The 25,687-nt window shown below is 49.0% G+C and carries 23 protein-coding genes and 3 tRNA genes; 16 read left to right on the top strand and 10 right to left on the bottom strand.

What is annotated here, in order from left to right; all coding sequences use genetic code 11:
* Positions 1 to 134 precede the first annotated feature (134 nt).
* From R2I50_RS07115 to R2I50_RS07085, 7 genes are all read right to left on the bottom strand, one after another.
* Complete coding sequence (locus tag R2I50_RS07115) at positions 135 to 566, bottom strand: ACT domain-containing protein (RefSeq protein ID WP_316608465.1); 432 nt, start codon at positions 564 to 566, stop codon at positions 135 to 137.
* A gap of 14 nt (positions 567 to 580) precedes the next feature.
* Positions 581 to 1,900: a phenylacetate--CoA ligase gene (locus R2I50_RS07110; protein WP_316608464.1), complete on the bottom strand. Its 1,320-nt coding sequence runs from the start codon at positions 1,898 to 1,900 to the stop codon at positions 581 to 583.
* 44 nt (positions 1,901 to 1,944) lie between these two features.
* Complete coding sequence (locus R2I50_RS07105; RefSeq protein ID WP_316608463.1) at positions 1,945 to 2,514, bottom strand: indolepyruvate oxidoreductase subunit beta; 570 nt, start codon at positions 2,512 to 2,514, stop codon at positions 1,945 to 1,947.
* Positions 2,507 to 4,255, bottom strand: a complete 1,749-nt coding sequence (gene iorA / locus R2I50_RS07100; protein ID WP_316608462.1) for an indolepyruvate ferredoxin oxidoreductase subunit alpha — start codon at positions 4,253 to 4,255, stop codon at positions 2,507 to 2,509. The genes R2I50_RS07105 and iorA overlap by 8 nt, the downstream gene beginning before the upstream one ends.
* Before the next feature lie 76 nt (positions 4,256 to 4,331).
* Positions 4,332 to 5,633: a phenylacetate--CoA ligase gene (locus R2I50_RS07095; RefSeq protein WP_316608461.1), complete on the bottom strand. Its 1,302-nt coding sequence runs from the start codon at positions 5,631 to 5,633 to the stop codon at positions 4,332 to 4,334.
* A gap of 131 nt (positions 5,634 to 5,764) precedes the next feature.
* The gene (locus tag R2I50_RS07090; protein ID WP_316608466.1) at positions 5,765 to 7,336 is read right to left on the bottom strand and encodes a sodium:solute symporter; all 1,572 of its coding nucleotides are present in this window, start codon (positions 7,334 to 7,336) and stop codon (positions 5,765 to 5,767) included.
* A 33-nt stretch (positions 7,337 to 7,369) separates the two neighbouring features.
* Positions 7,370 to 8,206: an amidohydrolase family protein gene (locus tag R2I50_RS07085; RefSeq protein ID WP_316608460.1), complete on the bottom strand. Its 837-nt coding sequence runs from the start codon at positions 8,204 to 8,206 to the stop codon at positions 7,370 to 7,372.
* 187 nt (positions 8,207 to 8,393) lie between these two features.
* Here R2I50_RS07085 and R2I50_RS07080 point away from each other — a divergent pair, with 187 nt between their 5' ends.
* Entirely contained in the window at positions 8,394 to 9,359 is a 966-nt protein-coding gene (locus R2I50_RS07080; protein WP_316608459.1) for an L-lactate dehydrogenase, read from the top strand.
* A 67-nt stretch (positions 9,360 to 9,426) separates the two neighbouring features.
* Here R2I50_RS07080 and R2I50_RS07075 read toward each other — a convergent pair whose 3' ends face one another.
* Entirely contained in the window at positions 9,427 to 10,797 is a 1,371-nt protein-coding gene (locus R2I50_RS07075) for an FAD-dependent protein (RefSeq protein ID WP_316608458.1), read from the bottom strand.
* Positions 10,798 to 10,816: 19 nt separating this feature from the next.
* The gene (ade, locus tag R2I50_RS07070; RefSeq protein WP_316608457.1) at positions 10,817 to 12,541 is read right to left on the bottom strand and encodes an adenine deaminase; all 1,725 of its coding nucleotides are present in this window, start codon (positions 12,539 to 12,541) and stop codon (positions 10,817 to 10,819) included.
* A gap of 174 nt (positions 12,542 to 12,715) precedes the next feature.
* Here ade and R2I50_RS07065 point away from each other — a divergent pair.
* From R2I50_RS07065 to R2I50_RS06995, 15 genes are all read left to right on the top strand, one after another.
* Positions 12,716 to 12,799 (top strand) — tRNA-Leu (locus R2I50_RS07065).
* A 156-nt stretch (positions 12,800 to 12,955) separates the two neighbouring features.
* Positions 12,956 to 15,898: a fibronectin type III domain-containing protein gene (locus tag R2I50_RS07060; RefSeq protein WP_316608456.1), complete on the top strand. Its 2,943-nt coding sequence runs from the start codon at positions 12,956 to 12,958 to the stop codon at positions 15,896 to 15,898.
* Between the two features lie 125 nt (positions 15,899 to 16,023).
* Positions 16,024 to 16,881 carry a prolipoprotein diacylglyceryl transferase gene (gene lgt, locus R2I50_RS07055; protein ID WP_316608455.1) on the top strand — a complete coding sequence of 286 codons (858 nt, stop codon included), beginning with the start codon at positions 16,024 to 16,026 and terminating at the stop codon, positions 16,879 to 16,881.
* A 3-nt stretch (positions 16,882 to 16,884) separates the two neighbouring features.
* On the top strand, positions 16,885 to 17,733 hold the full coding sequence (folD, locus tag R2I50_RS07050) for a bifunctional methylenetetrahydrofolate dehydrogenase/methenyltetrahydrofolate cyclohydrolase FolD (protein ID WP_316608454.1): 849 nt from the start codon (positions 16,885 to 16,887) through the stop codon (positions 17,731 to 17,733).
* Between the two features lie 72 nt (positions 17,734 to 17,805).
* Positions 17,806 to 18,285, top strand: coding sequence for a hypothetical protein (locus R2I50_RS07045; protein WP_316608453.1), 480 nt, complete (start codon positions 17,806 to 17,808; stop codon positions 18,283 to 18,285).
* Positions 18,286 to 18,465: 180 nt separating this feature from the next.
* Positions 18,466 to 18,774: a 50S ribosomal protein L21 gene (rplU, locus tag R2I50_RS07040; protein WP_316608452.1), complete on the top strand. Its 309-nt coding sequence runs from the start codon at positions 18,466 to 18,468 to the stop codon at positions 18,772 to 18,774.
* Positions 18,774 to 19,091, top strand: a complete 318-nt coding sequence (locus R2I50_RS07035; RefSeq protein WP_316608451.1) for a ribosomal-processing cysteine protease Prp — start codon at positions 18,774 to 18,776, stop codon at positions 19,089 to 19,091. The genes rplU and R2I50_RS07035 overlap by 1 nt, the downstream gene beginning before the upstream one ends.
* 4 nt (positions 19,092 to 19,095) lie before the next feature.
* Positions 19,096 to 19,380, top strand: coding sequence for a 50S ribosomal protein L27 (rpmA, locus tag R2I50_RS07030; RefSeq protein ID WP_316608450.1), 285 nt, complete (start codon positions 19,096 to 19,098; stop codon positions 19,378 to 19,380).
* A gap of 129 nt (positions 19,381 to 19,509) precedes the next feature.
* On the top strand, positions 19,510 to 20,775 hold the full coding sequence (obgE, locus tag R2I50_RS07025; RefSeq protein ID WP_316608449.1) for a GTPase ObgE: 1,266 nt from the start codon (positions 19,510 to 19,512) through the stop codon (positions 20,773 to 20,775).
* A 5-nt stretch (positions 20,776 to 20,780) separates the two neighbouring features.
* Positions 20,781 to 21,179 carry a ribonuclease III domain-containing protein gene (locus R2I50_RS07020; RefSeq protein WP_316608448.1) on the top strand — a complete coding sequence of 133 codons (399 nt, stop codon included), beginning with the start codon at positions 20,781 to 20,783 and terminating at the stop codon, positions 21,177 to 21,179.
* A 20-nt stretch (positions 21,180 to 21,199) separates the two neighbouring features.
* Positions 21,200 to 22,072, top strand: coding sequence for a YitT family protein (locus R2I50_RS07015; RefSeq protein WP_316608447.1), 873 nt, complete (start codon positions 21,200 to 21,202; stop codon positions 22,070 to 22,072).
* A gap of 81 nt (positions 22,073 to 22,153) precedes the next feature.
* Complete coding sequence (locus R2I50_RS07010; RefSeq protein WP_316608446.1) at positions 22,154 to 23,173, top strand: DnaD domain protein; 1,020 nt, start codon at positions 22,154 to 22,156, stop codon at positions 23,171 to 23,173.
* 12 nt (positions 23,174 to 23,185) lie between these two features.
* Entirely contained in the window at positions 23,186 to 24,175 is a 990-nt protein-coding gene (locus R2I50_RS07005; protein WP_316608445.1) for an ATP-binding protein, read from the top strand.
* 71 nt (positions 24,176 to 24,246) lie between these two features.
* Positions 24,247 to 24,320: transfer RNA gene (locus R2I50_RS07000), tRNA-Gln, on the top strand.
* A gap of 31 nt (positions 24,321 to 24,351) precedes the next feature.
* Positions 24,352 to 24,428 (top strand) — tRNA-Pro (locus R2I50_RS06995).
* Positions 24,429 to 24,531: 103 nt separating this feature from the next.
* Here the strand turns inward: R2I50_RS06995 and R2I50_RS06990 are convergent.
* The coding region (locus R2I50_RS06990; RefSeq protein ID WP_316608444.1) for a recombinase family protein at positions 24,532 to 25,687 on the bottom strand (1,156 nt) is incomplete at its 5' end.

Below are 25,687 nucleotides of genomic sequence, written 5' to 3'. Positions count from 1 at the left end.
TCCGGTCTTCTTGTTGTACCTTCATTACAAAAATACAGCCGAGTTTCTCTTCTCGACTGTATTCCTATACTTTATTTTTTCCTTATCTTAATGATATTGCCTTTATCGGGCGGGATTTTTTTATAATAACTACATTAGAGCTTGGACATATCCTCTTCGGTAACCAGCTTGATACCGTTTTCGGTCAGGATTCGTTCAGCCTCATCATTCTCAGCAACACGCAGTACAACATAAGCGAATTGCTTGGAAACGGTGATGAAAGCGTACATATACTCGATGTTGATGTTGTGATCGGCGAGGATCTTGACGACCTTCGCTAATGCACCCGGTTCATCCTGAACAGCGACACCTACGACCTCAGTGATGGATACAAAAGCGTTCGCTTCATCCAGCGCCTTTTTTGCTTTGTCAACGTCAGTTACGATCAAGCGGAAGATACCAAAATCATTGGTATCGGCAACGCTCATCGCTCGGATATCGACGCCTGCCTTTGCGATGGCGTCAGTCACGGTGACCAGAGTGCCCTCGCGGTTTTCTACAAAAATGGATAATTGTTTGATAGCCATTCGTAATCCTCCTTTTATACGTTAATACCGAGTTTCTTTCGGTTATCGATTACTCTTACGGCTTTGCCCTCGCTGCGAGCGAGGGACTTGGGAGCGACCAGTCGGATGGTGGGATTGATGCCGAGCATCTCCTTCATTGCGCTCTGGAGCTTCTTTTCTTTCTTTGTAATCAGCTTCGGTGTATCTGAGAAGTCCTCAGGCAGCATCTCGACTTGTATTTCAAAGGTATCGGTGTTGTTCACGCGGTCGACCAGAATCAGATAGTTCGGCGCGTATCCGTTGTTGAGCAGCACAGCCTCGATCTGGCTGGGGAAGACGTTGACGCCGCGGATGATCATCATATCGTCGGAACGACCCATCGGCTTGTGCATCCTTACGAATGTTCTGCCGCAGGAGCACTTCTCTCTCGAGAGCACGGTGATATCGCGTGTACGATATCTGATCAGCGGAAATGCTTCTTTATCCAGAGAAGTGAATACCAGCTCACCCTTACTGCCCTCGGGCAGTACCTCGCCGGTATCGGGGTCGATGACCTCGGCGTAGAAGTGGTCCTCATTGATATGCATACCTTTCTGCTCACAGCATTCGAACGCGACGCCGGGACCGCTCGATTCGGTCAGACCGTATATGTCATATGCCTTGATCCCTAAGCTGTTCTCGATATCCTTACGCATTTCCTCCGTCCAAGGCTCCGCGCCGAAGATACCCGCCTTCAAGCTGTTGTAGCCCGGCTTGTAGCCTTTTTCTTTCAATGTTTCGCCGATATAGGCGGCATACGAGGGAGTACAGCAAAGAATGGTGGATTTCAGATCCATCATGAACTGGATCTGACGATTAGTGTTGCCGCTGGACATCGGGAGCGTCAGGCAGCCTACTTTATGAGAGCCGCCGTGCAGACCCGCGCCGCCTGTAAACAGACCATAGCCGTAAGCGACCTGTACGACGTCGCCTTTATCGCCGCCTGCAGCGACGATCGCTCTGGCGCAGCAGTCCTCCCACATATCGACATCATTTTGCGTGTAGAAAGCGACGACGCGCTTACCGGTCGTACCGGAGGTAGAGTGGATACGGACACAGTTTTTGAGGTCGGTCGCGAGCATACCGTAGGGATACGCTTCACGAAGATCCGCTTTACTGAGGAAAGGCAGCTTGCTGATATCGGCAAGACAGGTGATGTCCTCAGGCTTCACGCCTTTTTCATCCATCAGATTACGATAATACTCTACATGCTCGTAGACGTAGCGCACCTGACGGATCAGCTTGTACTCTTGGAGCTTCTTGATCTCGTTGACAGGCATGGTCTCAGCTTCAGGCTGGTAGAATTTTTTCTGCATGGGGCTTCATCCTTTCATCTTTTTTTCATATACCAACTGCTCTATCAGCAGTTATATCCAAGTTCAAAAGCCTTTTTATTGATTTCTACGAACTGAGGCTTGACGCATTTTTCGATCGCTGTGATCCATTTATCCTTCGGTATGTCGAAGTACTTCGCGAGTCTGCCCATCAGAACGATATTGCACGCCTTTGAAGAGCCGGCTTCATTCGCCATCGACAGTGCGTCGATATCATCTACATGGATGCCCTTGCTCTTCATCTCATTGATGATGTCAGCGGGATAGGTTGCGGAGCCGATAATTACGGGCATCGGGTCGATCTGCTGGGTGTTGACGATGATGATACCGTCCTTTTTCAGATTCTGTACATAACGCGCCGCTTCGATCTTCTCGAATGATACGATGAAATCGGCCTCGCCGTCCTCGATAACAGGGGAGTAGACCTTATCGCCGAAGCGTACATAAGTGACGACGGAACCGCCGCGCTGGCTCATACCGTGTACCTCTGATACCTTGACGTCATAGCCTTCATCCACCAACAGTCTGCCGAGCAGTTTACTCGCGAGCAGCGATCCCTGACCGCCAACGCCTACGATCATGATATTCTTAGTCATTTGCGGGTACCTCACTTTCAAAAGCATCAAAGGGACAGAGCTGAGCGCATACGCCGCAGCCTATGCACAGAGTCTCGTCGACAACTGCGTGACCGTCACGGAAGGAGATCGACGGACAGCCGAACTTCATGCATTTTTTGCAGCCGCGGCACTTCTCGGGATTGACCCACAGCGGTTTCTTCGGCTTGACATACTTGAGCAGTACGCAGGGTCTGCGGGAAATGATAACGGAAGGCTCGTTCTTCGCAAGCTCCTCCTTCAGTACTCTTTCGCACTCTTCAAGGTTATAAGGATCGACGACTCGAACTGAGTTGATTCCGATGCTGTGGCACAGATCCTCCAGATTTACCTTGCCGGCGGGATCACCCTTGATGGAATATCCGGTGGTCGGGTTCTGCTGGTGACCGGTCATTCCGGTGATGGAGTTGTCGAGAATGATAACGGTCGAATTACTTTGGTTGTACGCAATATTGATCAGACCGGTAACGCCGGAGTGCATGAAGGTGGAGTCGCCGATCACGCATACTGTCTTGTTCTCGGTTTCTTTTCCGCCTGCTTTGTTATAGCCGTGGATGCCGGAGACGGAAGCGCCCATGCACAGCGTCATGTCCAGCGCGTTCAAAGGCGGCGCAGCACCTAAAGTGTAACAGCCGATATCGCCTAAAACGGTGATCTTGTTCTTTGCGAGTACATAGTACATGCCTCTGTGGGGACAGCCGGAGCACATCATCGGAGGACGAACGGGGATATCTGTATCAAGCGCGAATACGGTCTTATCCGCCATCTCAAACGCCTGCTCGATGCTCTTCTGGCTGAACTCGCCGAGGATAGAGAACTTATCCTTGCCGATAACGTCGACGCCGATATTTTTGCAGTGAGTTTCTACGATCGGGTCGAGCTCTTCGATAACATAGACCTTTCCGACCTTTGCGGCGAAGTCCTTGATCAGCTTAACGGGCAGCGGATTGATCATGCCGAGCTTGAGGACGGATACGCTGTCACCGAAAGCTTCCTTAACATACTGATAGGAGGTAGAAGAAGTGATGATACCGAAATCGTGGCTGCCGTCGCCTTCCTCAATACGGTTGAGGGGAGAGGTCTCCGCATATTCGGTCAGCTTCTTGGTGCGTTCCTCGACAAAGGGATGACGGCGGATCGCGTTACCGGGGGTCATGATGTATTTCTGAGGATTCTTGGTATAATCCTTGGTGATCTCCTGACGCTCGCCGAGTGCGACAATGCTCTGGGAATGAGCAACGCGCGTACACATTTTCAGCAGAACGGGCGTATCATACGTTTCCGAGATCTCGTAAGCGAGCTTTGCGAAGTCCAGCGCCTCCTGACTGTCGGAGGGCTCGAGCATCGGCAGCTTCGCCGCGATCGCGTAATGGCGCGAATCCTGCTCATTCTGTGAGCTGTGCATACCGGGATCATCCGCAACGCATATCACGATACCTGCATTCACGCCGGTATAGGACATGGTAAAAAGCGGGTCGGCGGCAACATTCAGACCGACATGCTTCATACAGCAAGCGGAGCGCTTGCCTCTGAGGGCTGAGCCGAAGGCAGCTTCCATCGCAACCTTCTCATTCGGCGCCCACTCGCAGTAGACGTCGTCATATTTGGAGAAGAACTCAGTGATCTCCGTACTGGGGGTACCGGGATAGCTGGAGATGACCGCACAGCCTGCTTCGTACAGACCGCGCGCTACCGCAGCGTTGCCGATCAATAAATCTTTCATTGTGTTTCACCTTAATTATCTATAGTCTTTTCGAATCCTGAAAGGATATTTGTAATTATGTCGTTGATAGTGTCAATTACTGATTTCTCATGTCAACGATCCTCTTCGCTTTACCCTGGAAGCGTTCGAGCGTCTTGGGAGCGACCAGTGTGACCTTGGTTCTCAGACCGAGGATCGACTGGAGTTTTGCTTCGATCTTCTTCTTGAGGTTATCGAGCATCTGGTAATTGTCGAGGAGCGTCTCGTTGATGACCTCGACCTTGATCTCCAGGCTGTCGCGGTAGTTCTGACGGGTAATGTACAGCATGTAATGGGGAGCGATATCCGGAATGTTGATCAGGATGTTCTCGATCTGGGTGGGGAAGACGTTAACACCCTTGATGATCAGCATATCGTCGGTTCTGCCCATGGTTTTCGCCATACGGCAGTGGGTACGACCGCAGGAGCAGGGCTGATAGTTCAGCTTGGTAATATCCTTGGTGCGATATCTGAGTACCGGCATACCGGTACGGGTCAGTGTAGTGACGACCAGCTCGCCGACCTCGCCTTCACCTAAGCGCTTACCGGTATCGGTATCGATGATCTCGGGTAGGAAATGATCCTCAGCGAAGTGCATACCGTCTCTGGCTTCACAGTCTCCGGATACGCCGGGACCGCCCAGCTCCGTCATGCCGTAGTTATCGGATACGCGGATATTGAAGTTGCGCTCGATCTGCTCGCGCATGGATACAGTGCAGGGCTCGGAGCCGAGAATACCTAAACGCAGGGTGTAATCGGAAAGGGGATAGCCGGCTTCCTTGATTGCCTCAGAGAGATACAGCGCATAGGAGGGAGTAGCGACAAGACCCGTGACGCCCCAGTCACGCAGCATCATCAGCTGCTTTTGCGTATTACCGGAGGAAGCAGGGATAACGGTCGCGCCGAGCTTTTCCATACCGTAATGCAGACCCAGAGCGCCGGTAAACAAGCCGTAGCCGAAGCTGATCTGGATGATATCATCGGGAGTGACGCCGCCCGCGCATGCAACACGCGCTACGCAATCCGACCAGATATCAAGGTCGTTCTTGGTATAAACGCCGGTGGTGGGCTTGCCGGTAGTACCGGATGACGCATGGATACGAACGATATCCTTCATATCCGCAGCCATCAGTCCAAAGGGGTAATTATCTCTGAAATCATCCTTGGTGGTGAAGGGAATGTACTGGATGTCGGAGAGCTCTTTGATCTTAGAGCCGTCGAGAACGCCGCAATCCGTCAGCCTCTGGTGATACAGAGGTACATTGTCATAGCAATACTTGACGACCCATTTGAGTCGTTCGAGTTGGATCGCGTCGATTTCTTTTCTAGGTAGAGTTTCAATGTCCTTTTGAAAAATCATTTTTATAAATCCTCTTTTCGTTTTTGTACATAGTTGAAGTGTACATACATCTTAATTATAGCGCAAAAGAAGTCTAAAGGCAAGTGTTCTTCAGACTTCTTTCGATATTATTTGATATTATTTTGACATGCTCAAGATTCGTCGATCGAATGCTTGGAACTGACGGTATGCTTCTTGTTGTAGCACTCGAAGATCGCGTCGACCCTTTCCTTATCCTTCGAGGGAGCGATCCATGCAATGATCGGCGTGATGATGATGCCTAAGATCATCGCCAGCATACCGGCATTGATGGGAGACTGGAAGTAGGTGAGGACGGGACTTGAGAACTTCACACCGGTCATATTGCAGATGAAAGAAGCGAGCGAGATGCCGACGCCTAAGATGTAGTTGACCCATACGGCAATCTTCGGTACGCGCTTCATGTACAAGCCGTACATGAACGGTCCGAGGAATGCGCCTGCCAAAGCGCCCCATGATACGCCCATCATCTGTGAGATGAACATGACGGGAGAGCTTGCCTGGATGATCGCGATAACAGCGGACAAAGCAATGAAGAAGACGATGAATATCCTCATGATAAAGACCTTTTTCTTCTCATCCATGCCCTTCTTCTTGTAAAATACGGGATCGATGAAGTCGATGGTCAAAACGGAGCTGGAGGTCAGTACCAGACTTGACAGGGTGCTCATTGACGCGGACAGTACCAGGATCACGACGATACCGATCAGCACAGGGGAGAGGTTCTCAAGCATTGCGGGGATAACGGAGTCAAAGCCGCCGACAGGTTTGCCGTCAGCACCCGCGGTACCGAACAGTCTGCCAAATCCGCCGAGGAAGTAACAACCACCCGCAACGATGATCGCAAATACGGTCGAAACTATGGTACCGGTGCTGATAGATTTCTCACTCTTGATTGCATAGAACTTCTGTACCATCTGCGGCAGACCCCACGTACCGAGGGAAGTCAGCAGAACAACGCCGATCAGTCCGAAGATATCGGGACCGAAGAAGGACGTGAACGCGCCCTGCATTTCGGTACCCTCGGCTTGAATTTTAGAGAGCATGGTCATGGTGGAACCTAATCCGCCGTTGACTCTCAGCACTGCCCAGATAACAGCGACGATGCCGAACAACATGATGATACCCTGAATGAAGTCGTTGATCGCTGTCGCCATGTAACCGCCGATAACAACGTAGATACCGGTCAGAACCGCCATCGCGATGACGCAGTAGGAATAGGGAATACCGAAAGCCATGCCGAACAGACGGGATAAGCCGTTGTACAGAGAAGCGGTATAAGGAATCAGGAAGATGAAAATAATAATCGCCGCCGCGATCTTTAACGCCTTGGAATCATAACGCTTGGCGAAGAAGTCGGGCATTGTAGCGGTATCGAGATGCTGCGACATGACGCGTGTACGTCTGCCGAGAATGTTCCATGCCAGTAACGAACCGATGAAGGCGTTTCCAAGACCGATCCAGGTTGACGCCATACCGAATTTCCAGCCGAACTGACCCGCGTAGCCGACAAAGATAACTGCCGAAAAATATGAAGTACCAAACGCAAACGCAGTCAGCCAGGGACCGACAGAGCGATTGCCGAGAACGAATCCGTTGACATCGGTGCTTTGCTTTCTGCAGTAGATACCTACGCCGATCATGACTGCAAAGAATACGACGAGAAAAGCGATTTTGATGAACATATCCATTGTTTTGAACTCCTTTTCGGAAATTGTTTATTCGTTAATACCAAGCAGCTTTTTCGCGTTGCCGCCGAGTATCATTTCCTTTTCGATATCGGTCAACCCTTTGAGCGCTTTGAAGCGATCAACATAAGCCTTCTGATCATTCCACGGCGAATCCGTCGCGAACAGGATCTTATCGGCGCCGTGATGCTTGATAATCCTGATGATCTCTTCATCTGTTGATGTACTGAAATTACCGAGATCGCTGAACGAACAGCTGATATCGATGTAGCACGGTTGACCGACGAGATATTTCTCAACGTCTTTCTGGAGATGGTTACCTCCGAGGTGTGCGAAGATGAAGAACGGTTCATCGAACGGAGCACGCTCCTGCACCAGATCGAGCATTTTCCTGCCTTTCTCCGGCGGACAGTGAATCGTGCTGTAGGCGGGGTCTTTACCCGCGTGGGTGATGACCAACAGTCCGAGCTTATGGGCTTCGGCAATGATATTGATGTATCTTTCATCATCGATGAAGGTCTCGGTGTAGTCGGGATGGATCTTGATCCCCTTAAAGCCGTTGTCCTTCAGAAATTGCAGTTTTACGGTGATATCATCGTCATCGGGGTGTAAACCGCCGAAAGAGATGAGATCATCAAAGGATTCGTTGATGTGTTGAGCGAAATTCGTGATTGAGTCGAATTGTCCTTTTCTGGTGTTCACAGGGAGTATAACGCTCTTATCGATCCCGGCTCGCTTCATGCTGTCGCGAAGGGCATTCAGCGTTCCGGTTGTATGAGCTTCAACGCCGTCGAATCGGCTTAAAGCTGACATGATTCGTTCGGCGAGAGCGTCGGGATAAACATGAGTATGAAAATCTATGATCATAATATAAATTCCTTTTCTGTAGACAGCTTAATCATTTTATCACTTCAACGTTTTAAAGTCAAGAAGATTTAAAGAATAAAAGTGATAATTTTTTATTTAACAAATATTCGTCAAGAATACATTGATTTTTTTCTCAAATATGATAATATTAAGAAGTAAGATTAATTATTTAAAGGAGCGATTTAATATGACTATTAATTATCGTAAAGTTGCGATTGTAGGCTGTGGTTTTGTCGGTTCTGCGACTGCGTTCGCACTGATGCAGAGCGGCTTGTTCTCTGAGATCGTGATGCTTGACGCCGACATGGCTAAGGCGGAGGGTGAAGCGCTGGATATTTCTCACGGCGTTCCATTTTCTAAACCCTGCGATATTCATGCGGGCGATTATGATGATGTTGCGGATTCATCCATTATTATTGTGACTGCCGGCGCGGCTCAGAAGCCCGGCGAGACCCGTCTCGATTTAATCAAGAAGAATGTCGGCATCTTCAAGTCGATCATCCCCGAGATCAGCAAGCGCAATTTCAAGGGCATCCTACTGATCGTTGCGAATCCCGTCGATATCCTGACATATGCGGCGAAGCAGCTCTCCGGTCTACCGGATAACCGTGTTTTCGGTTCGGGTACCGTTCTCGATTCCGCTCGTCTGCGCTTTAATCTCAGCGAGCATCTCGGCGTCGATCCTCGCTCGATCCATGCCTTTATCATCGGAGAGCACGGCGACAGCGAGTTTGCGGCTTGGAGCAGTGCAAATGTTTCCGGCGTTGAGATCAGTCGCTTCTGTGAGATGCGCGGCTACTTCCACGATCACGACGTCGCAAAGGACAATATCGCCGATGAGGTCAAGAATGCCGCTTATGACATTATCAGCAAGAAGCGCGCGACCTATTACGGCGTAGCGATGGCGACGAAGCGCATTTGTGAAGCAATCATTCGTGATGAGAAGAGTATTCTCCCCGTATCGTCCATCCAGCACGGTCGATTTGGGTTGAATGATGTTTCGCTGTCGATCCCCGTGATCGTCGGTAAAGATGGTATTGAGAGTGAGATCCCCTTCTCCTTGAATGACGAGGAGATGAAGAAGCTCCGAGAATCCGCAAAAACACTCAAAGAAGTCATCAAGTCCTGTGATCTTGATGTTTCAGAAGAGTGATCTTTTCATTAGTCGCAAAGATGCAGCCCACCAAATCGGTGAGCTGCATTTCAGTTTTATATGGTATTTATCGTTTCTCCATGATTCTCTGCGCTACATAAACGCCGCTTGCGGAAGCGTGGGAGAGGGAATGTGTGACGCCGGAGCCGTCGCCGATGACATAAAGACCATCGTACTTTGTCATCAGATTTTTGTCAAGAGCGACTTCCATGTTATAGAACTTGACCTCAACGCCGTATAGCAGAGTATCGTCGTTCGCGGTACCGGGAGCGATCTTATCGAGAGCGTAGATCATCTCGATGATGTCGTCGAGGATTCGCTTCGGGAGAACCAGACTCAGATCACCGGGAGTCGCCTGCAGGGTCGGTCTTACGGTGCTTTCCTCGATTCGATTGTGGTTAGAGCGTCTGCCTCGCTCCAGATCGCCGAAGCGCTGTACGATTACGCCGCCTCCGAGCATGTTGCTTAGCATGGCAATACTCTCGCCGTAGCCGTTGCTGTCCTCAAAGGGTTCGGAGAAATGTTTGGATACCAGTAGAGCAAAGTTAGTATTTTCGGTCTTTTTGGAAGGGTCTTCAAAGCTGTGACCGTTGACCGTGACAATGCCGTTGGTGTTCTCGTTAACGACGATGCCGTTGGGATTCATGCAGAAGGTGCGAACATTATCCTCAAATTTCTCGGTGCGGTAGACGATTTTGCTTTCGTACAGCTCGTCGGTCAGATGTGAGAAGATGACAGCGGGAAGCTCTACGCGAACGCCGATATCTACGCGATTGGATTTCGTCGCGATATCAAGCTCCTCACAGACCTTTTCCATCCATTTGGAGCCGGAACGACCGACGGAAACAATACACTCGTCACAGTCATCATAACCATTCTTGTGATGGATACGATAGCCGCCGTCGATGATCTCGATATGCTCGACAGGGGTGTTGAAGTGGAAGTCGACGGTCTTTGAAATGCGGTCGTATATATTCCCGAGCACGACATAGTTGATATCCGTACCCAGATGACGGACAGAAGCGTCGAGCAGCTGCAGTTTATGCTGGGTGCAGATCTTTTTGAAATCGGTACCCGCGGTAGAATAGAGCTTTGTTTCGGCGCCGCCGTTCTCAACATTGATCTGATCGACATAGTGCATCAGCTGCAACGCCTTATCACGTCCGATATACTCATGCATCGTACCACCGAAGTCGTTGGTGATATTGTACTTTCCGTCCGAAAAAGCGCCGGCGCCGCCGAAGCCGCTCATGATCGCACAGGTCTTGCATTTGATGCAGGACTTCACCTTGTCGCCGTCGATGGGACATTTTCTTTTCTCCAGTGCATTGCCGGTTTCAAAGACTGCGACCTTTAAATCGGGTCTTTTGGTAGCGAATTCATACGCCGAGAAAATGCCTCCCGGACCTGCACCGATAATGATGATATCATATTTCATTGTTTTTCTCCTGTATGTATTAGAATGTTGCTTCAACAATTTGTTGTTTATTTACGTCGATCAACCCTTTGCCGTTCAGACGAAGTACCGGGATGACCGGCAGACTGACGAACGCGAGCGTCATGAACGGATCGATATCGTCCGAAGCGCCGAGTTGTTTTGCTGCCTCTTTTAATCTCCTGAGCTTTTTGTCTACCTCGTGGATCGGCAGAGGACTCATGAGTCCCGCGATCGGAAGTGCCAGCTCTTCAATGACCTTTCCGTTCTCGACTGCGACCAAGCCGCCGCCGAGCTTTCTGACCGCTTCAGCTGCCGCGGCGATTTCCTCATCACTTACGCCGACAACGATCAGATTGTGCGAATCATGCGCTACGCTCGTTGCGATCGCGCCGCTTTTGATACCGTAACCTTTGATATATCCTAAGCCTATATGACCCGTGTTATGATGACGTTCAAATACAGCCGCTTTCAGAATATCTCGTTCAAGATCCACGCCGCTGTTTTTGATTGCAGTTTTTGTAGGCTGTATGATCAGCTCGTCTGTCAGCAGTTCATGACGTTTTACTCCGATTACGCGCTGGCGTTCTTTGAGCTCGGGATATTTGAATGATTCCGTTGTGATTTTCTGCATATGGAAAGAGTGCAGTATTTTGTCATTTTCGGGAAACGCAGCCGTCGAATCGTTTAATACTGCGCCGTTCTCGGCGACGAGAGCTCCGCCGATAAATACCTTTTCGATATTGAAATCAGCTAAATTATCAACGACCGCTATATCAGCTCTGTATCCCGGAGCGATCGCTCCTGTATCTTTTAATCCAAAGTAAGCTGCGGTATTCAGCGTACACATTTTCACAGCGATGACCGGATCAACGCCCCATGAGATTGCTTTACGGATGATTGAGTCCATATGACCTTCATGTAACAGATCTTCGGGGTGCCTGTCGTCGGTGCAGAACATTGCCCGATAACAGTATGGAGGCTGACAGAGAGGGAGGAGGGCTTTTAGATTTTTCGCCGCCGTACCTTCGCGTATCATGATCCATTGACCGCGGCTGAGCTTTTCAAATCCCTCCTGTTCGTTTGTACACTCATGGTCGGATCGAACGCCCGCTGCTATATATGCGTTCAGGTCTTTACCGCCTAAGAAGGGCGCGTGACCGTCGACGATTCTGCCGGCATTTTTCGCGTCGAGGATTTTTTTTAATAGGTTTTCGTCGCCTTCGGTAACGCCGACGGAATTCATCACTTCCGCAAGTCCGAGGACATTGTCATATTGATAATACGGCTTCAAGTCCTCCGCTTCCAGCGTTTCGCCGCTTTCCTCCAAAGGAGCGGCCGGCACACATGACGGAAGGTTGAAGTAGACGTGCATTTTCAACTCCTTGCACAAGTCCATCATATAATCGATACCGTCAGTACCGGCGACGTTGCCGATCTCATGAGGATCAGCCATCACAGCTACCGTGCCTCGAGGCAGTACGGCACGCTCAAATTCCGATGGAGTAAGCAGAGTTGATTCGAGGTGAATATGTCCGTCCATTAATCCGGGAATAACGATTTTATCGGTAATATCAATCTCCGTCTCTCCTTCGTATAAGCCGAGACCGACAATGATACCGTCACATATAGCGACATCCTTTGTTTCCGAATGCTCCGTAAATACGTTGAGCACCTGACCGCCCTTGAGTACCAGATCAGCTTTTCGGCGTCCGATAGCGGTATCGATCATTTTTTTGAGGTTCATGCTACACCTCCGTTATATCGATATGAATACTATTATTTACTATAGCACAAACCAATCGATGAATCAAACATTATTTATGAAATCTGACAAATATTTTGATATTATTTTTCGGTTTATTCAAATTTAGATATTGACAATTCAGTTTTTTAATGCTATAATTCGACTGTTCGATATGCGAGCGTGCTGGAATAGGCAGACAGGCACGTTTGAGGGGCGTGTGTCTTTGACGTACGGGTTCAAGTCCCGTCGCTCGCACCAGAGGAGTATCCGCAAGGATGCTCCTTTTTCTTTTGAAGTAATATAGTTAGGCTTGCATTTCCTTGATTTGATGATTTATTTATGAAAATATGAATAATTAACTTTACTTTTTGAATGCTTTTGTATATAATGTAGGTTGATAAGGAGGCTTCAATTATGCACAGAAGATTATTTTATACAATCGTCGCATTGTTGATTGTTGCGTCAATGACATTTGCTCCGCTGGCTTCTGCCGCTGAAGTGGATGAGATCGCAGCCGTGGCGGATGACCCGACTGAGGCTGTTGATTACAGCGTCAAGGTCACGAAGGTCGACAATACGATCGACGGTACGACTATCACATGGAAAGCGGTTCCTAATGCCGCATCCTACACTCTGTATCTTTATAACGGCAGTGAATGGGTCGAGCTTGTAACTACCAATAAGCTCACCTATACTCATAAGCCGCTGGTGAACAACAACACTTATCAGTACAGCATTATCGCACAGGACAAGAACGGCAATTTTCTCAGTCCCTTTGATTATGTAGGATTTGAGAACACCTTCCTTGCAGCTCCCGTGATTTCCGACCTTACAGCGAGCTACGACGGCGTTGTTGTTGAGTGGCACGAGTTGCCCGGTGCCGAGCGTTACCGTGTGTACCGCAAGGAGGATAACACTTCATGGAAACGCATCGGTGAGACAGACGGAAATACGTTTGTTGATGAAACCGCTGAATCCGGAAAGGCATACAGCTATACCGTCAGATGTATCAGCCCTGACGGAAAACGTTTTACCAGCTTCCATAATAACGGCAAGGCGATCGAGTATATCGCTTCTCCGAAGATTACTTCGATCAGCAATACTGCTACCGGCGCTAAACTTACATGGGGCGCATGCAAGGGCGTTGACCGTTACAGAGTTTATCTGTGGGACGGAACCAAATGGGACAAGCTCGGCGATTCCGTCACTAATTCTTATTTACATGACGGTCTGGAAACCGGTAAATCATATACTTATACTGTAAGAGGTATTCTTGACGATAAGTTCGTCAATGATTTCAACCATGACGGTTGGACCAACACCTTCATCGAGCCGCCTGTCATCACTGCGCTTGATTGTGATGATAACGGCATCAATATCACATGGAACGCACTTGAAGGCGCTGAGAAGTATCGCGTCTATTATCGCAGCGCGAACGGCTGGAAGCGCCTCGGAGAGGCCGCTGAGAATCACTATCTGGTTCAGAATGTCTCCTCCGGCAGCACCTACACCTTTACCGTAAGATGTATCAGCGAGGATCTGGATCGTTTTATGAGCTTCCATAACGACGGTAAATCGGTGAAATATACGGGTTCTCCGAAGATTACTTCGTTCAGCAATACTCTTACGGGTACAACTATCAGCTGGCCCAAGACCGCTTCCGGTATCAGAACCCGGGTTTATTATAAGGACGGAGAGAATTGGGTCCGCATCGGTGAGACTGCCGAGAACAGCCTTGTTCACGATAATCTGACTTCCGGTCAGACCTTTACCTACACCGTACGAAACGTTGACGGTAACGGTAAGTTTGTTTCCGACTTCAATCACGACGGTTGGACGAATACTTTTGTCGAAGCGCCTGTCATCACTGGCTTTGAGTGTACCGAAAGCGGTGTTAAGATTACTTGGTCGAAGCCTGAAGGCGCTGAGAAATACCGCCTGTATTTCCGTGGCTCCAAGGGATGGACCCGACTGACCGATACCGAGGAGAACTCCTGTACGGTCAGCAATCTGAAGAAGGGCAGCAGCTATACCTTCACCGTCAGATGTATCAATTCCGATGCGACAGCTTTTACCAGCTACCACACTTCTGGTAAGACCGTCAAGTATGAACTGCCTCCGCAGATTACCGGCTTCACGAATTCCAATACCGGTACCCTTGTTACATGGGAGAAGTTCACCGGCGCGGTGAAATATCGCCTCTATTACAAGGACGGCAGCGGCTGGAAGCGTATCGCCGAGACCACCGGCACCTCCGCTCTGCATGACGGACTGAAGGACGGCAACACCTTCACCTATACCGTCAGATGTCTTGACGCGAAGGGTCAGTTCTGCTCTGATTTTGATCGCAACGGCTGGGATCATACCTTTATGGCTCCTCCCGAGTTTACAAGTGTTTCCAAGACGGATGACGGTACTGTACTGACTTGGGCGGCGGATGAAGATGCCGCAGGCTACAGAGTTTACCGCAAGCCTTTCAAGGGCTCCTGGGGCAGAATCGTCGACGCGGTTACCGAAACCACCTTCACCGATACGACCGCTGAGGCTGATAAGCTCTACGCTTACACTCTTCGTTGTCTTGACGGTGAGGGTAACCTGATCACCGGTTATATCGACAGCAACGTTTATTATGTCAACGGTGTTCCCGTTGACGGCGATTTTACTGTCGATGGTACTAAATACCATTTCGAAAACGGTTCACTCCGCAGCGGTTATCTGACTGAGAACGGAAAAACCTATTATTACGACCAAGACGGCAAGGTCATGAAGAGCGCTATCGTCGGTAACGCGACTGACGGCTACTGCTATGCAGGCAGCACCGGCGCGATCGACTACGGCTATTGTAACGGTGTTTCCTACAAGGGAGAGAACTGGAACGTCATCAACGGCAAGGCGACCAAGGTCAGCGGCGAATCCGCCAAGACCCTGCATAAGGCGCTCAAGCTCGTTGCGAAGGTCACCACCAGCAGCATGACCAAGGAGCAGAAGCTCAGGAAGCTGTTCGATTACATCAGGAGCAACTATACCGAGAAAAATCCCCGCATCCCGCACTATCACGGCGCGGATTGGCCGATCATCTACGCGAACGATATCCTCGATAACGGTGTCGGCAACTGCTTCAGCTATGCCTCGACCTTTGCGTACTGTGCTGTCGCTATCGGCTATACCAACGTATATGCCTGCAACAGCAGCGGTCACGGTTGGGCTGAGATCGACGGTAAGGTCTATGATCCCGAGTGGAGCAGACATCGTTCCGGCTACTCTTATTATGGTATGAGCTACAACGAACCCTGCGACGTCAACTATAAGGCGGGTATTGCGCCGGGTTACTCTTGGATGCACGTCAAGATCCAGTAATACCCTTAATATCGATGGGGCTGTCTGAGGACAGCCCCTGATTATTTACCTGATAAACTTGCGTTTTTTGATAAAATCGTATATAATATAAACCATTCTTTCAATAATAACGGAATGAGGTATTTATGTTTCATGTATCGTTTCCGGGCTTAGGGATCAACGACCTGCCCGTTAACCGCGTAGCCTTCTCAATAGGCTCGTTCAATGTGTACTGGTACGGTATCCTGATCGCGACCGGTCTGATGCTCGCTGTACTGTATGCGTATTTCAATGCGCATCGCTATGATGTCGACCGCAACAAGCTGATCGACTGTGTGATCGTCGGTATTATTACTGCTGTCATCGGCGCACGTGCTTATTACGTCGCTTTTCGGTGGGATTATTTCTCCGCACATCCTACGGAGATCATCGATATCCGTGACGGCGGCATCGCGATCTACGGCTCGATCATCGGCGCGCTGATCGGCGGTCTTGTTGTTGCGAAGATACGGAAAATGAAGTTTTTGCCTGTATTGGATATCACGATGACCGGTTTTTTGATCGGTCAGGCGCTTGGACGCTGGGGCAACTTCTTTAACCAGGAGGCTTACGGAACCCCGACCGACAGCATTTTCCGCATGGTCAGTGAAAACACCGGCGGGGTAGGGGTACACCCCTGCTTCCTCTATGAATCAGTATGGTGCGCCCTCGGTTTTGTACTCCTGTTCATCATCAATCGTAAGTATCAGCGCTATCACGGCCAGATCTTATATACCTATATGGTATGGTACGGCTTCGAGCGTATGATCGTTGAGGGACTGCGTACCGACAGCCTGTATCTGCCCTTTAAGCTGTTCGGGTATGATATCCGTGTTTCACAGCTTTTATCGGCGGTTTTGGTATTAGCGGGCGTGATCCTACTGATCGTAAACCGCAATAAGAACGACGGTATGCAGGGTCGTAAATTTACGAAAACGTATAAGAAATCCAAGAAAAGAGGTTAATATATGTATCAATTGATTGACGGTAAGCTCGTTTCTCAGAGCGTAAAGGACAGGATCCGCGACGAGGTCGCACAGATCAAGGAGCAGGGTAAGGAGATCACCCTCGCGGTCATCATCGTCGGTGATGATCCCGCCTCCCGCGTTTATGTAAATAATAAGAAGAAAGCCTGCGAGTATGTCGGCTTCCGTTCTCTGGAGTATGCTTTACCTGCCGAGACTACGCAGGAGGAGCTGATCGCCCTGATCGAGGAGCTGAATGAGAGGAAAGACGTCAACGGCATCCTCTGTCAGCTTCCTGTTCCGAAGCATATCGACGATAAAGCAGTGATCGCCGCTATTTCCGTGGAAAAGGACGTTGACGCCTTTTCTTCCTACAATGTTGGAAAGATCATGATCGGTGACTACGATTTTCTGCCCTGCACACCGGCGGGCGTAATGGAGATGCTGCATTATTACGATATCGCGGTCGAAGGAAAGAACTGCGTCGTGATCGGCAGAAGCAATATCGTCGGTAAGCCGATGTCCATGCTCCTACTGCATGAGAACGGTACCGTCACCATCACTCACAGCCGAACCAAGAATCTCGCTGAGATCACCAAGCAGGCTGATATCCTTGTCGCCGCTGTCGGCAGAGCGAAGTTCGTCACCACCGATATGGTCAAGGACGGCGCTGTCGTGATCGACGTCGGTATGAACCGCGACGAGAACGGAAAGCTCTGCGGCGATGTCGATTTTAATTCTGTTAAAGAAAAATGCTCCTATATTACCCCTGTCCCCGGCGGCGTAGGCCCCATGACCATCGCCATGCTGATGCAGAATACTTTAAAGGCGTATCATATCCAGAACGATTGATAATTATGCTGTGTCGAATTGTACTGCAACAGATTTCTGATTTCTTTTTAAGGATTTAACTAAGAAAAGAATATGGTAGTTTTTTATCCGAAAGTCAGAGATAGATACTGGTTGTATGGTCGAAAGAATCTTACTTTCGTTTTGTTTCTCTCTATTACCATACTTTTGATCGGTGTAGCTTTTATTGGTTATTATTATTGGTCGGCAATGGATTATAACAGAGCAGAATATAAAGCGGATGTAACAGCGACGCTTGTAAGAATATCAGATGACAAACAACCAGTTTATGAGTATTACTGGAAATATGAGATTAACAGTAACACCGATTATTGGTGCAGCATTTCATCTGACGCAACAGCATATAGTATCGGCGATAAGATTGATTTGCGTTTATGGAGCGACGATGGCGTTACCTACTATCGAACTTATTACACCTCTCTTACAACAGCGTATTATTTTGCGATAACATCAATCGTAATCGCTTTGCTTTTGATTTTGAGATGTATCATTATTGAGAAACGTCTTGCCGCAGTCGGAAAGAAAAAGAAGTGAAAACGTTATTCCGGTAATGACTCTGTAAAAAATTCTTGACAAGCAATACCCTTTATGATATAGTATATAAGCCGCATACTGTGGGTTTATTAAGTGCGCGTAAATTGCGTTTACTGTTATATGGTAAAACTGCTTCGTTGCCACCCAAGAGTAGCGAGTCTATGTAAAAGGAATGATAAAATGTTCGCAGTAATCGAGACCGGCGGTAAGCAGTACAAGGTCGAGAAGGGTGACGTCATCTTTGTCGAGAAGCTCGACGCAGAGAACGGCGCTACCGTAGAGTTCGACGTTGTCGCTGTATCTACCGACGACGGTATCAAGGCCGGCACACCTTATGTTGACGGTGCTAAGGTCTCCGCTGAGGTCATCAAGACCGATAAGGCGAAGAAGATCTATGTATCCACCTACAAGCCCAAGAAGGGTGAGAAGCGTAAGATGGGTCACCGTCAGCCTTACACTAAGGTTGAGATCAAGGCGATCAACGCCTGATGATTAAAGTCGAATTTTTCGGTACTGAGCCTTCCTACGGCTTCTGTATCTCCGGTCATTCGGATATGAATCCCGGAGGTCCCGAGATACTCTGCGCGGCTGTCAGCAGCGCGGCGTATATGATGGCGAATACCATCACCGATGTGATCGGCTTCAATCCTTCTCTGGAGGTTGCCGACGGCTATATGTACCTGAAATTACAGACTGAAAGCGAAGCGATCCGCTGCCGCGATATCATGAGCGGCATGATGCTTCATCTAAGCTCCCTTATGGAGCAGTATCCTAAGTATCTAACAATAACATATTCGGAGGTGTAAGGTAATGCTTAAAATAAATCTGCAGTTGTTCGCTCATAAAAAAGGTATGGGTTCAACTAAGAACGGTCGTGACAGCGAGTCTAAGCGCCTCGGCGTCAAGCGTGCTGACGGTCAGTTCGTCTTAGCCGGCAACATTCTCGTTAAGCAGAGAGGTACTCACATCCACCCCGGCAACAATGTCGGCCGCGGTTCCGATGATTCTCTCTTCGCTAAGGTAGACGGCGTTGTCCGTTTCGAGCGTGTTGGCAAGGACAGAAAGCGCGCCAGCGTTTATCCTGTTGAGCAGTAATTGACTTTTGGGGCGGTTAGATTAACCGCCTTTTTTGTTTATCACCCGTAGGGGCGATTGTTGATCGTCCGCGGGCGGTTGATGACCACACTCATTTGTATCGTTCAACTACTGAAACGAGGTTTTAGCATGTTTGTAGATAAAGCGAAAATTTTGATTAAAGCCGGTGACGGCGGCGACGGCGCCGTCGCGTTTCACCGTGAAAAATATGTTGCCTCGGGCGGTCCCGACGGCGGCGATGGGGGAAAGGGCGGCGATGTGATCTTTGTCGCTGACTCGAATCTTTCTACGCTCGCCGACTTTCGCTATAAACGCAAGTTCGAGGCGAAGAAGGGTAATAACGGCTCCGGCGGCAGAAAGTACGGCAAGGCAGCTGAGGATCTGATCGTAAAGGTTCCCGTCGGTACCATCGTTAAGGAGGCCGCGAGCGGTCGAATCATGGCTGATCTTTCGGGTAAAGAGCCTGTTGTCGTAGCAAGAGGCGGTAAAGGCGGATGGGGCAATAAGCATTTCGCAACTCCGACCCGTCAGGCGCCTCGATTTGCCAAGCCCGGAATGCCCGGTGAGGAATTCGAGGTCACGCTGGAGTTAAAGCTCCTTGCGGATGTTGGCTTAGTCGGCTTTCCGAACGTCGGTAAATCAACGCTGATATCAGTCGTATCACAGGCGAAGCCCCAGATCGCGAATTACCATTTCACCACGATCTATCCGACGCTCGGCGTTGTTTCGATGGGTGACGGCGTGTCGTTCGTCATGGCGGATATCCCCGGTCTGATCGAGGGCGCCGCCGATGGCTCGGGGCTGGGTCATCAGTTCCTGCGCCATGTGGAGCGCTGCCGATTACTGGTTCATATCGTGGATGTATCCGGTTCCGAGGCACGCGATCCGAAGGAGGATTTCCGCATCATCAACGAGGAGCTCCATAAGTTCAACCCCGAGCTTGCCGAGCGCCCGATGCTGGTCGTCGGCAATAAATGCGATCTCGCGACCGATGAACAGATCGCCGATTTCAAGGCTTGGATCGAGGATCAGGGTTATAAATTCTTCCCGATCATGGCGGCGATCCGCTATGATGTTGATCCTCTTTTAAATCAGATCACAGAAGAGCTCTCGAAGCTCCCGCCGATCAAGGTATATGAGCCCGAACCGATGCCCGAGATCGAGGAAGAATCTTTCGGCGATGTTAAAATCACCGTACAGGACGGTGTATATATGGTCGAGGGCAAGTGGCTGCTGCGTGTTATCCGCGGCGTCAACTTTGATGATTATGAAGGTCTTTCGTACTTTGAACGTCTGCTCCAGACCTCCGGTGTGATCGATAAGCTGCGTGAAGCCGGCTGTCAGGAAGGCGACACTGTATCGATCTATGACCTTGAATTTGATTTTATTGAGTGATGAGTATGGATGATAGAACGCTTAACGCTGTCCCGACCTTGAATCTCGCTTTTATCGGCGACGGTGTGTATGATCTATTGGTGCGTGAGCATCTTGTCAAGACCAGCTCCGCCCATGTCGGTGAGCTGAATCACCGAAAAGTCTCGATGGTCAACTGTAAAAGTCAGGCGGCGTATGTGAAGGATCTTCTTCCGCTGCTGTCTGAGGAAGAGGAAGAGGTATATAAACGGGGCAGAAACACCAAGGTGAATTCCGCCTCTAAGCACTCTACCTTATCCGATTATCATGCGGCGACCGGACTGGAGGCTCTTTTCGGCTGGCTGTACCTCAAGGGCAGACAGGAGCGAATAAACGAGCTTTTCGCGCAGATAATAAGCAGTGATGTTCCTGCAATTGAGGGATAATTCTGCAAAGGCGTGATTGGATGAAACTGACCGACAGAGTAAAGAGCTATACTGCGGATCTTTTGATAACGATCCTCGGAGCGGCTCTGTATGCTCTGTCGGTTGATTGCTTTACGGCGCCTAACGATATTGCCCCCGGCGGCGTTACCGGTCTTGCGACGCTGCTGAACAGCTTGATCCATACGCCCATCGGCGCAGTTTCTCTTTTATTGAACGCTCCGCTGTTTATTTGGGGTGCCTTAGAGAGCGGAAAGCGTTTTATCGTGAGAACCGTTATCGCTGTCGTCATCGTTTCCCTGATGGTCGACGGCTTTGCCATATTCGGTCTTGTCTATACAGGTGACAGGATGATCGCGGCGATCTTCGGCGGCATCCTCTCTGGTATGGGCTTGGGTCTGATTCTACTTCGTGGCGGCAGTACGGGTGGTACGGATATTATCGCGCGTAACTTGCATCGCCGTTTCCCATATCTGAGCGTCGGACGAATCGTGTTTCTATCGGACGCAGTCGTTATCATTTTATCTGCTGTAGTCTACAGCAGTATCGAAAATGCTTTGTATGCCGTTATCACGATATTTGTTTCGACGAAGCTGATCGATACGGTCATCATCGGCTTTTCCCGAGATAACGGCAAGTTGATGATGATCGTTACATCTGTTCCGTCATCGGTTCGTGATACGATTACGATACGTGAGGATAGGGGAGTGACCCTGCTGAATGCTCGGGGAGGCTACAGTCATCTGCCGCTTGGCGTCATCATGTGTGCCGTCAGATCTCATGACGTCTATCGCATCAAGAATGCCGTACTCAGTGTAGATGATAATGCGTTTATCGTGATCATGACAGCCGGAACGATCGCCGGTAACGGTTTTCAGGGCAGTGAACTGAATTAATTCGTTATAATTCTTTGAAAGTAGAATCCGGTCGCTTTTTGTGTTATACTATAATTCCTAACTATAGTAAAGGAAGATACTATGACTTTTTCGATCAATCTCGGAGTGTGGGGAAGCGTTTTTGCAGTACCCGCCTGCGTTGTCGATAGACATATCAAGATTGCCAGTGAAGCTCAAATCAAAGTACTGCTGTACATACTGCGCCATGCAGAGGATGAAAACAGCGCCGATACTCTTTGCGCCGCTTTGAAGCTGTCAAGGGAAGAAGCGGAGAACGCATTATCCTTTTGGATAGAACGCGGCGTATTAACGGAAAGTCAAGGTGTGTTAGAGCCTGCAAATGTACCTCAAAAGGCAGATGAGTCCGATTCGGTCATTTCTAAGATGCCCGAGCCGGTGAAAAAACATCATACCGCTGTTTCCCGTGCGCGCAGACCAGATTCACAGTTTGTCGCGAAGCTTTTGAAGGAAGACGCGTTACTCGCCGGACTGTTGGAAGAAGCACAGACCGTACTGAAGAAACCGCTGTCCTCCGGCGATACCGCTACGCTCGTCATGCTTTACGATACCTTCGGACTTCCGTGCGAGGTCATCGCGATGATGATGAATTACCTCGCGTCTGTCGGCAACGCCAATATGCGCGCGGTCGAACGCCTCGGTATTCGATGGGCGGATGAAGGAATCAAAACCGCCGAGAGTGCCGAACGCGAGGTCGAACGACTTACCAATTCCCGTGAAGCATGGGGGAGAGTGTCGACACTGCTCGGTATCCGCAATATCGGTAAACCTACCGCTGCGCAGATGGAACATGCAGATAGGTGGCTCAATGAATGGGGCTTCAATGATGAGATGATTACAGAAGCCTACGAGCGCTGCGTCAATACCAAGGGCGCATATGATATCCGCTATATCAACGCGATCTTAAAGCGTTGGAACAACAGCGGCATCAAATCGCTTGATACGCTTCACGCACAGGAGAGCGCTACCAAAAACAAGACAACTGTAAAGAAGAACAACAGCTCGAAGGGTTCTGTTTTTTCAACGGACGGTGCGTCCTTTGATATATCGAAATACGAAAACACTTCTTTATTTGATGATTAAACGGAGGTATTCATGCCTTATTCCAATGAAGTATTCAACACAGCCAAAGACAGGCTTACCGAACGCCGTACACAGGCTTTGAGAGAGGCTGATATAAGGCGCGAGGAGCTTTATGTACAGTTTCCCCGATTGCGAGAAATCAATACAGAATTGCTTTCTATCGGTGCCGCGATCGCGAAGTGTGTGGTGAAGGACAGCGATAAGGACGCGATCAAGAAGCTCAGTGAGCGCAGTCTTGCTCTGCAGGAGGAGCAGGATCGTCTGCTCGTTGATAATCACATTTCTCCATCCGTGACGGAGCCGCATTTCCATTGTCAGAAGTGCGAGGACACCGGCTATATCGAGCTTGATAACCATACCGTTGTGTGCGATTGCTTCTATCAGCTGATGGCAGATGTCGCAGGCGAAGAGCTAAACGCTTTGTTACCGCTTGATCGCTGTACTTTCGAGAATTTTTCACTGGATTACTACAGCACATCTCCGGATGAAAACGGTAAGATTCCCTTTAACCGTATGTCAAACATCTACAATCACTGTCGTGAATACGCCGATACGTTCTCCGTTCACAGTAGGAATCTTCTGCTCCGCGGTGCAACAGGACTCGGTAAGACCCATCTCAGTCTCGCAATTGCTAATGAGGTGATCCGTAAAGGCATGTCGGTCATCTATGTCTCTGCACCTCAAATTTTATCTCGTCTGGAACGCGAGCATTTTACATACAAATTCGATCAACAGGAGGATACTTTTAATTCTCTCTTAAAATGTGATCTTCTTATTCTCGATGATCTCGGTACCGAATTCAGCACCCAATTCACGGTATCTTGTGTTTATAATTTGTTTAATTCACGTATTCTGGAAGGAAAGCCGATCATCATCAGCACGAATCTTTCGATGACTGAATTACTGACGACTTATTCCCAGCGTTTTGCCTCCCGTTTGATCGGAGTATGCGACACATTAGAGTTTATCGGCAAGGATGTCAGGATAAAAAAACAAAGATGACAAAGTTTTTAAAAATATGGTATTTTACTCTTGACAAATAAAGTTTTTTGTATATAATAATAAGAGTGCAATGCGGAATTGTGTAAGGGTAGCACAGCAGACTCTGACTCTGTATGTCTGGGTTCGAATCCTAGTTCCGCAGCCATTGGCCCCGATTCACTTCGGGGCTATTTTTTCGAGGTGTGGCGCAGTTTGGTAGCGCGCTTCGTTCGGGACGAAGAGGTCGCAGGTTCAAATCCTGTCACCTCGACCAGTATGAGTGTTCATAACGGATTTAAGTTATGGACACTCATTCTTTTTATTCAATTTCATCCGATTTGTATGTAGTGAGCAGGTTTTGTGCCTGCTCACAATTTTTATGCAGACTTTGCTGTGGGGATATACTCCACATCTACGCCCTTTCGGGTGTTTGCTTTGTAGTTTTCGTCCTCTGATGACGGTAGCTCTAAGTAGCCGACAAAGCGATAATAGATTACAATGCGCTGGGTGTAGCTTTTCTTCCCGCCTTCCTTTTCGTAAACATCAATGTGATCGATAAGCTCTCTGAGCATTGGTGCGGTTAAGGATTCCATCTCCATAAACTTTCTGACAGCTTTAAGAAAGTCATCTTTGTTTTGCTCCATTTCGCTGATTTTGGCAAGGCGTTCCTTGTACTCAAAAATCTTTGTTTTCAGTTCAAGGCGTTCAACCTCATATTTATGCGATAGCTCCATATACATCTCATCGCTTAGCTTGCCGGATACATTGTCCTCGTAGGTTTTGGCGAAAAGTGAAGTGAGCATTTCGTTTCGGGCGGTTGCCCGATTCAGCTCTGTTTCTAAGGTTTTCTGCTCCGCCAACATATCGGCGTTGGTTTTCTCGGCAAGAAGCTTTGCAAATTCTTCCTCGTGAGATTCCAAATACTCTGCTAAACGGCGAAGTTCCAGCATTACCACTTGTTCGATTGCGTCGGCACGGATATAATGGCGGGTTTCGCAATTCCCACGGGTATCCTTTTTATAGTTGGAACAGCTGAAATAATGGATTTCCTTGTTGGTGGTATTCGTATGATACCATAGCTTACTGCCGCAATCGGCGCAGTACAGAAAATCGCAAAACATATTCTTCTCGCCGTTCTCCTTTTTTGGAGCACGGCGCTTTGTCTTTACGACAAGCGTCTGCACCAACTCAAAATCATCACGACTGATAATCGGCTCGTGAACGTCCTTGAAGATTACCCAATTCTCTTTTGGGTTGTCGTAACGCTTCTTGTTCTTATAGGACTTGGAATACGTCTTAAAGTTGATGATATCGCCGCAATACTCCTGTTGGGTTAGTATTTTTGTAACAGTAGTTTTACACCATTTGTATTTGTTAGGCTGTGTAACCTTACCGCCTTTTCGGATACCCTTTTCTTGCCAATACGCTATAGGAATCAGCACCTTGCGCTCCTGCAAGATACGAGCGATAGTTTCATTGCTTTTTCCCTCTAACGCCATTTTGAAGATGTCACGCACAACCTGTGCTGCTTCC

It is taken from the genome of uncultured Ruminococcus sp. (assembly GCA_902785355.1).
Classification (GTDB): domain Bacteria; phylum Bacillota; class Clostridia; order Oscillospirales; family Acutalibacteraceae; genus Ruminococcoides.
Note: the sequence above shows the minus strand (reverse complement) of the source record. Positions and strands in the feature narration are given on the sequence as shown.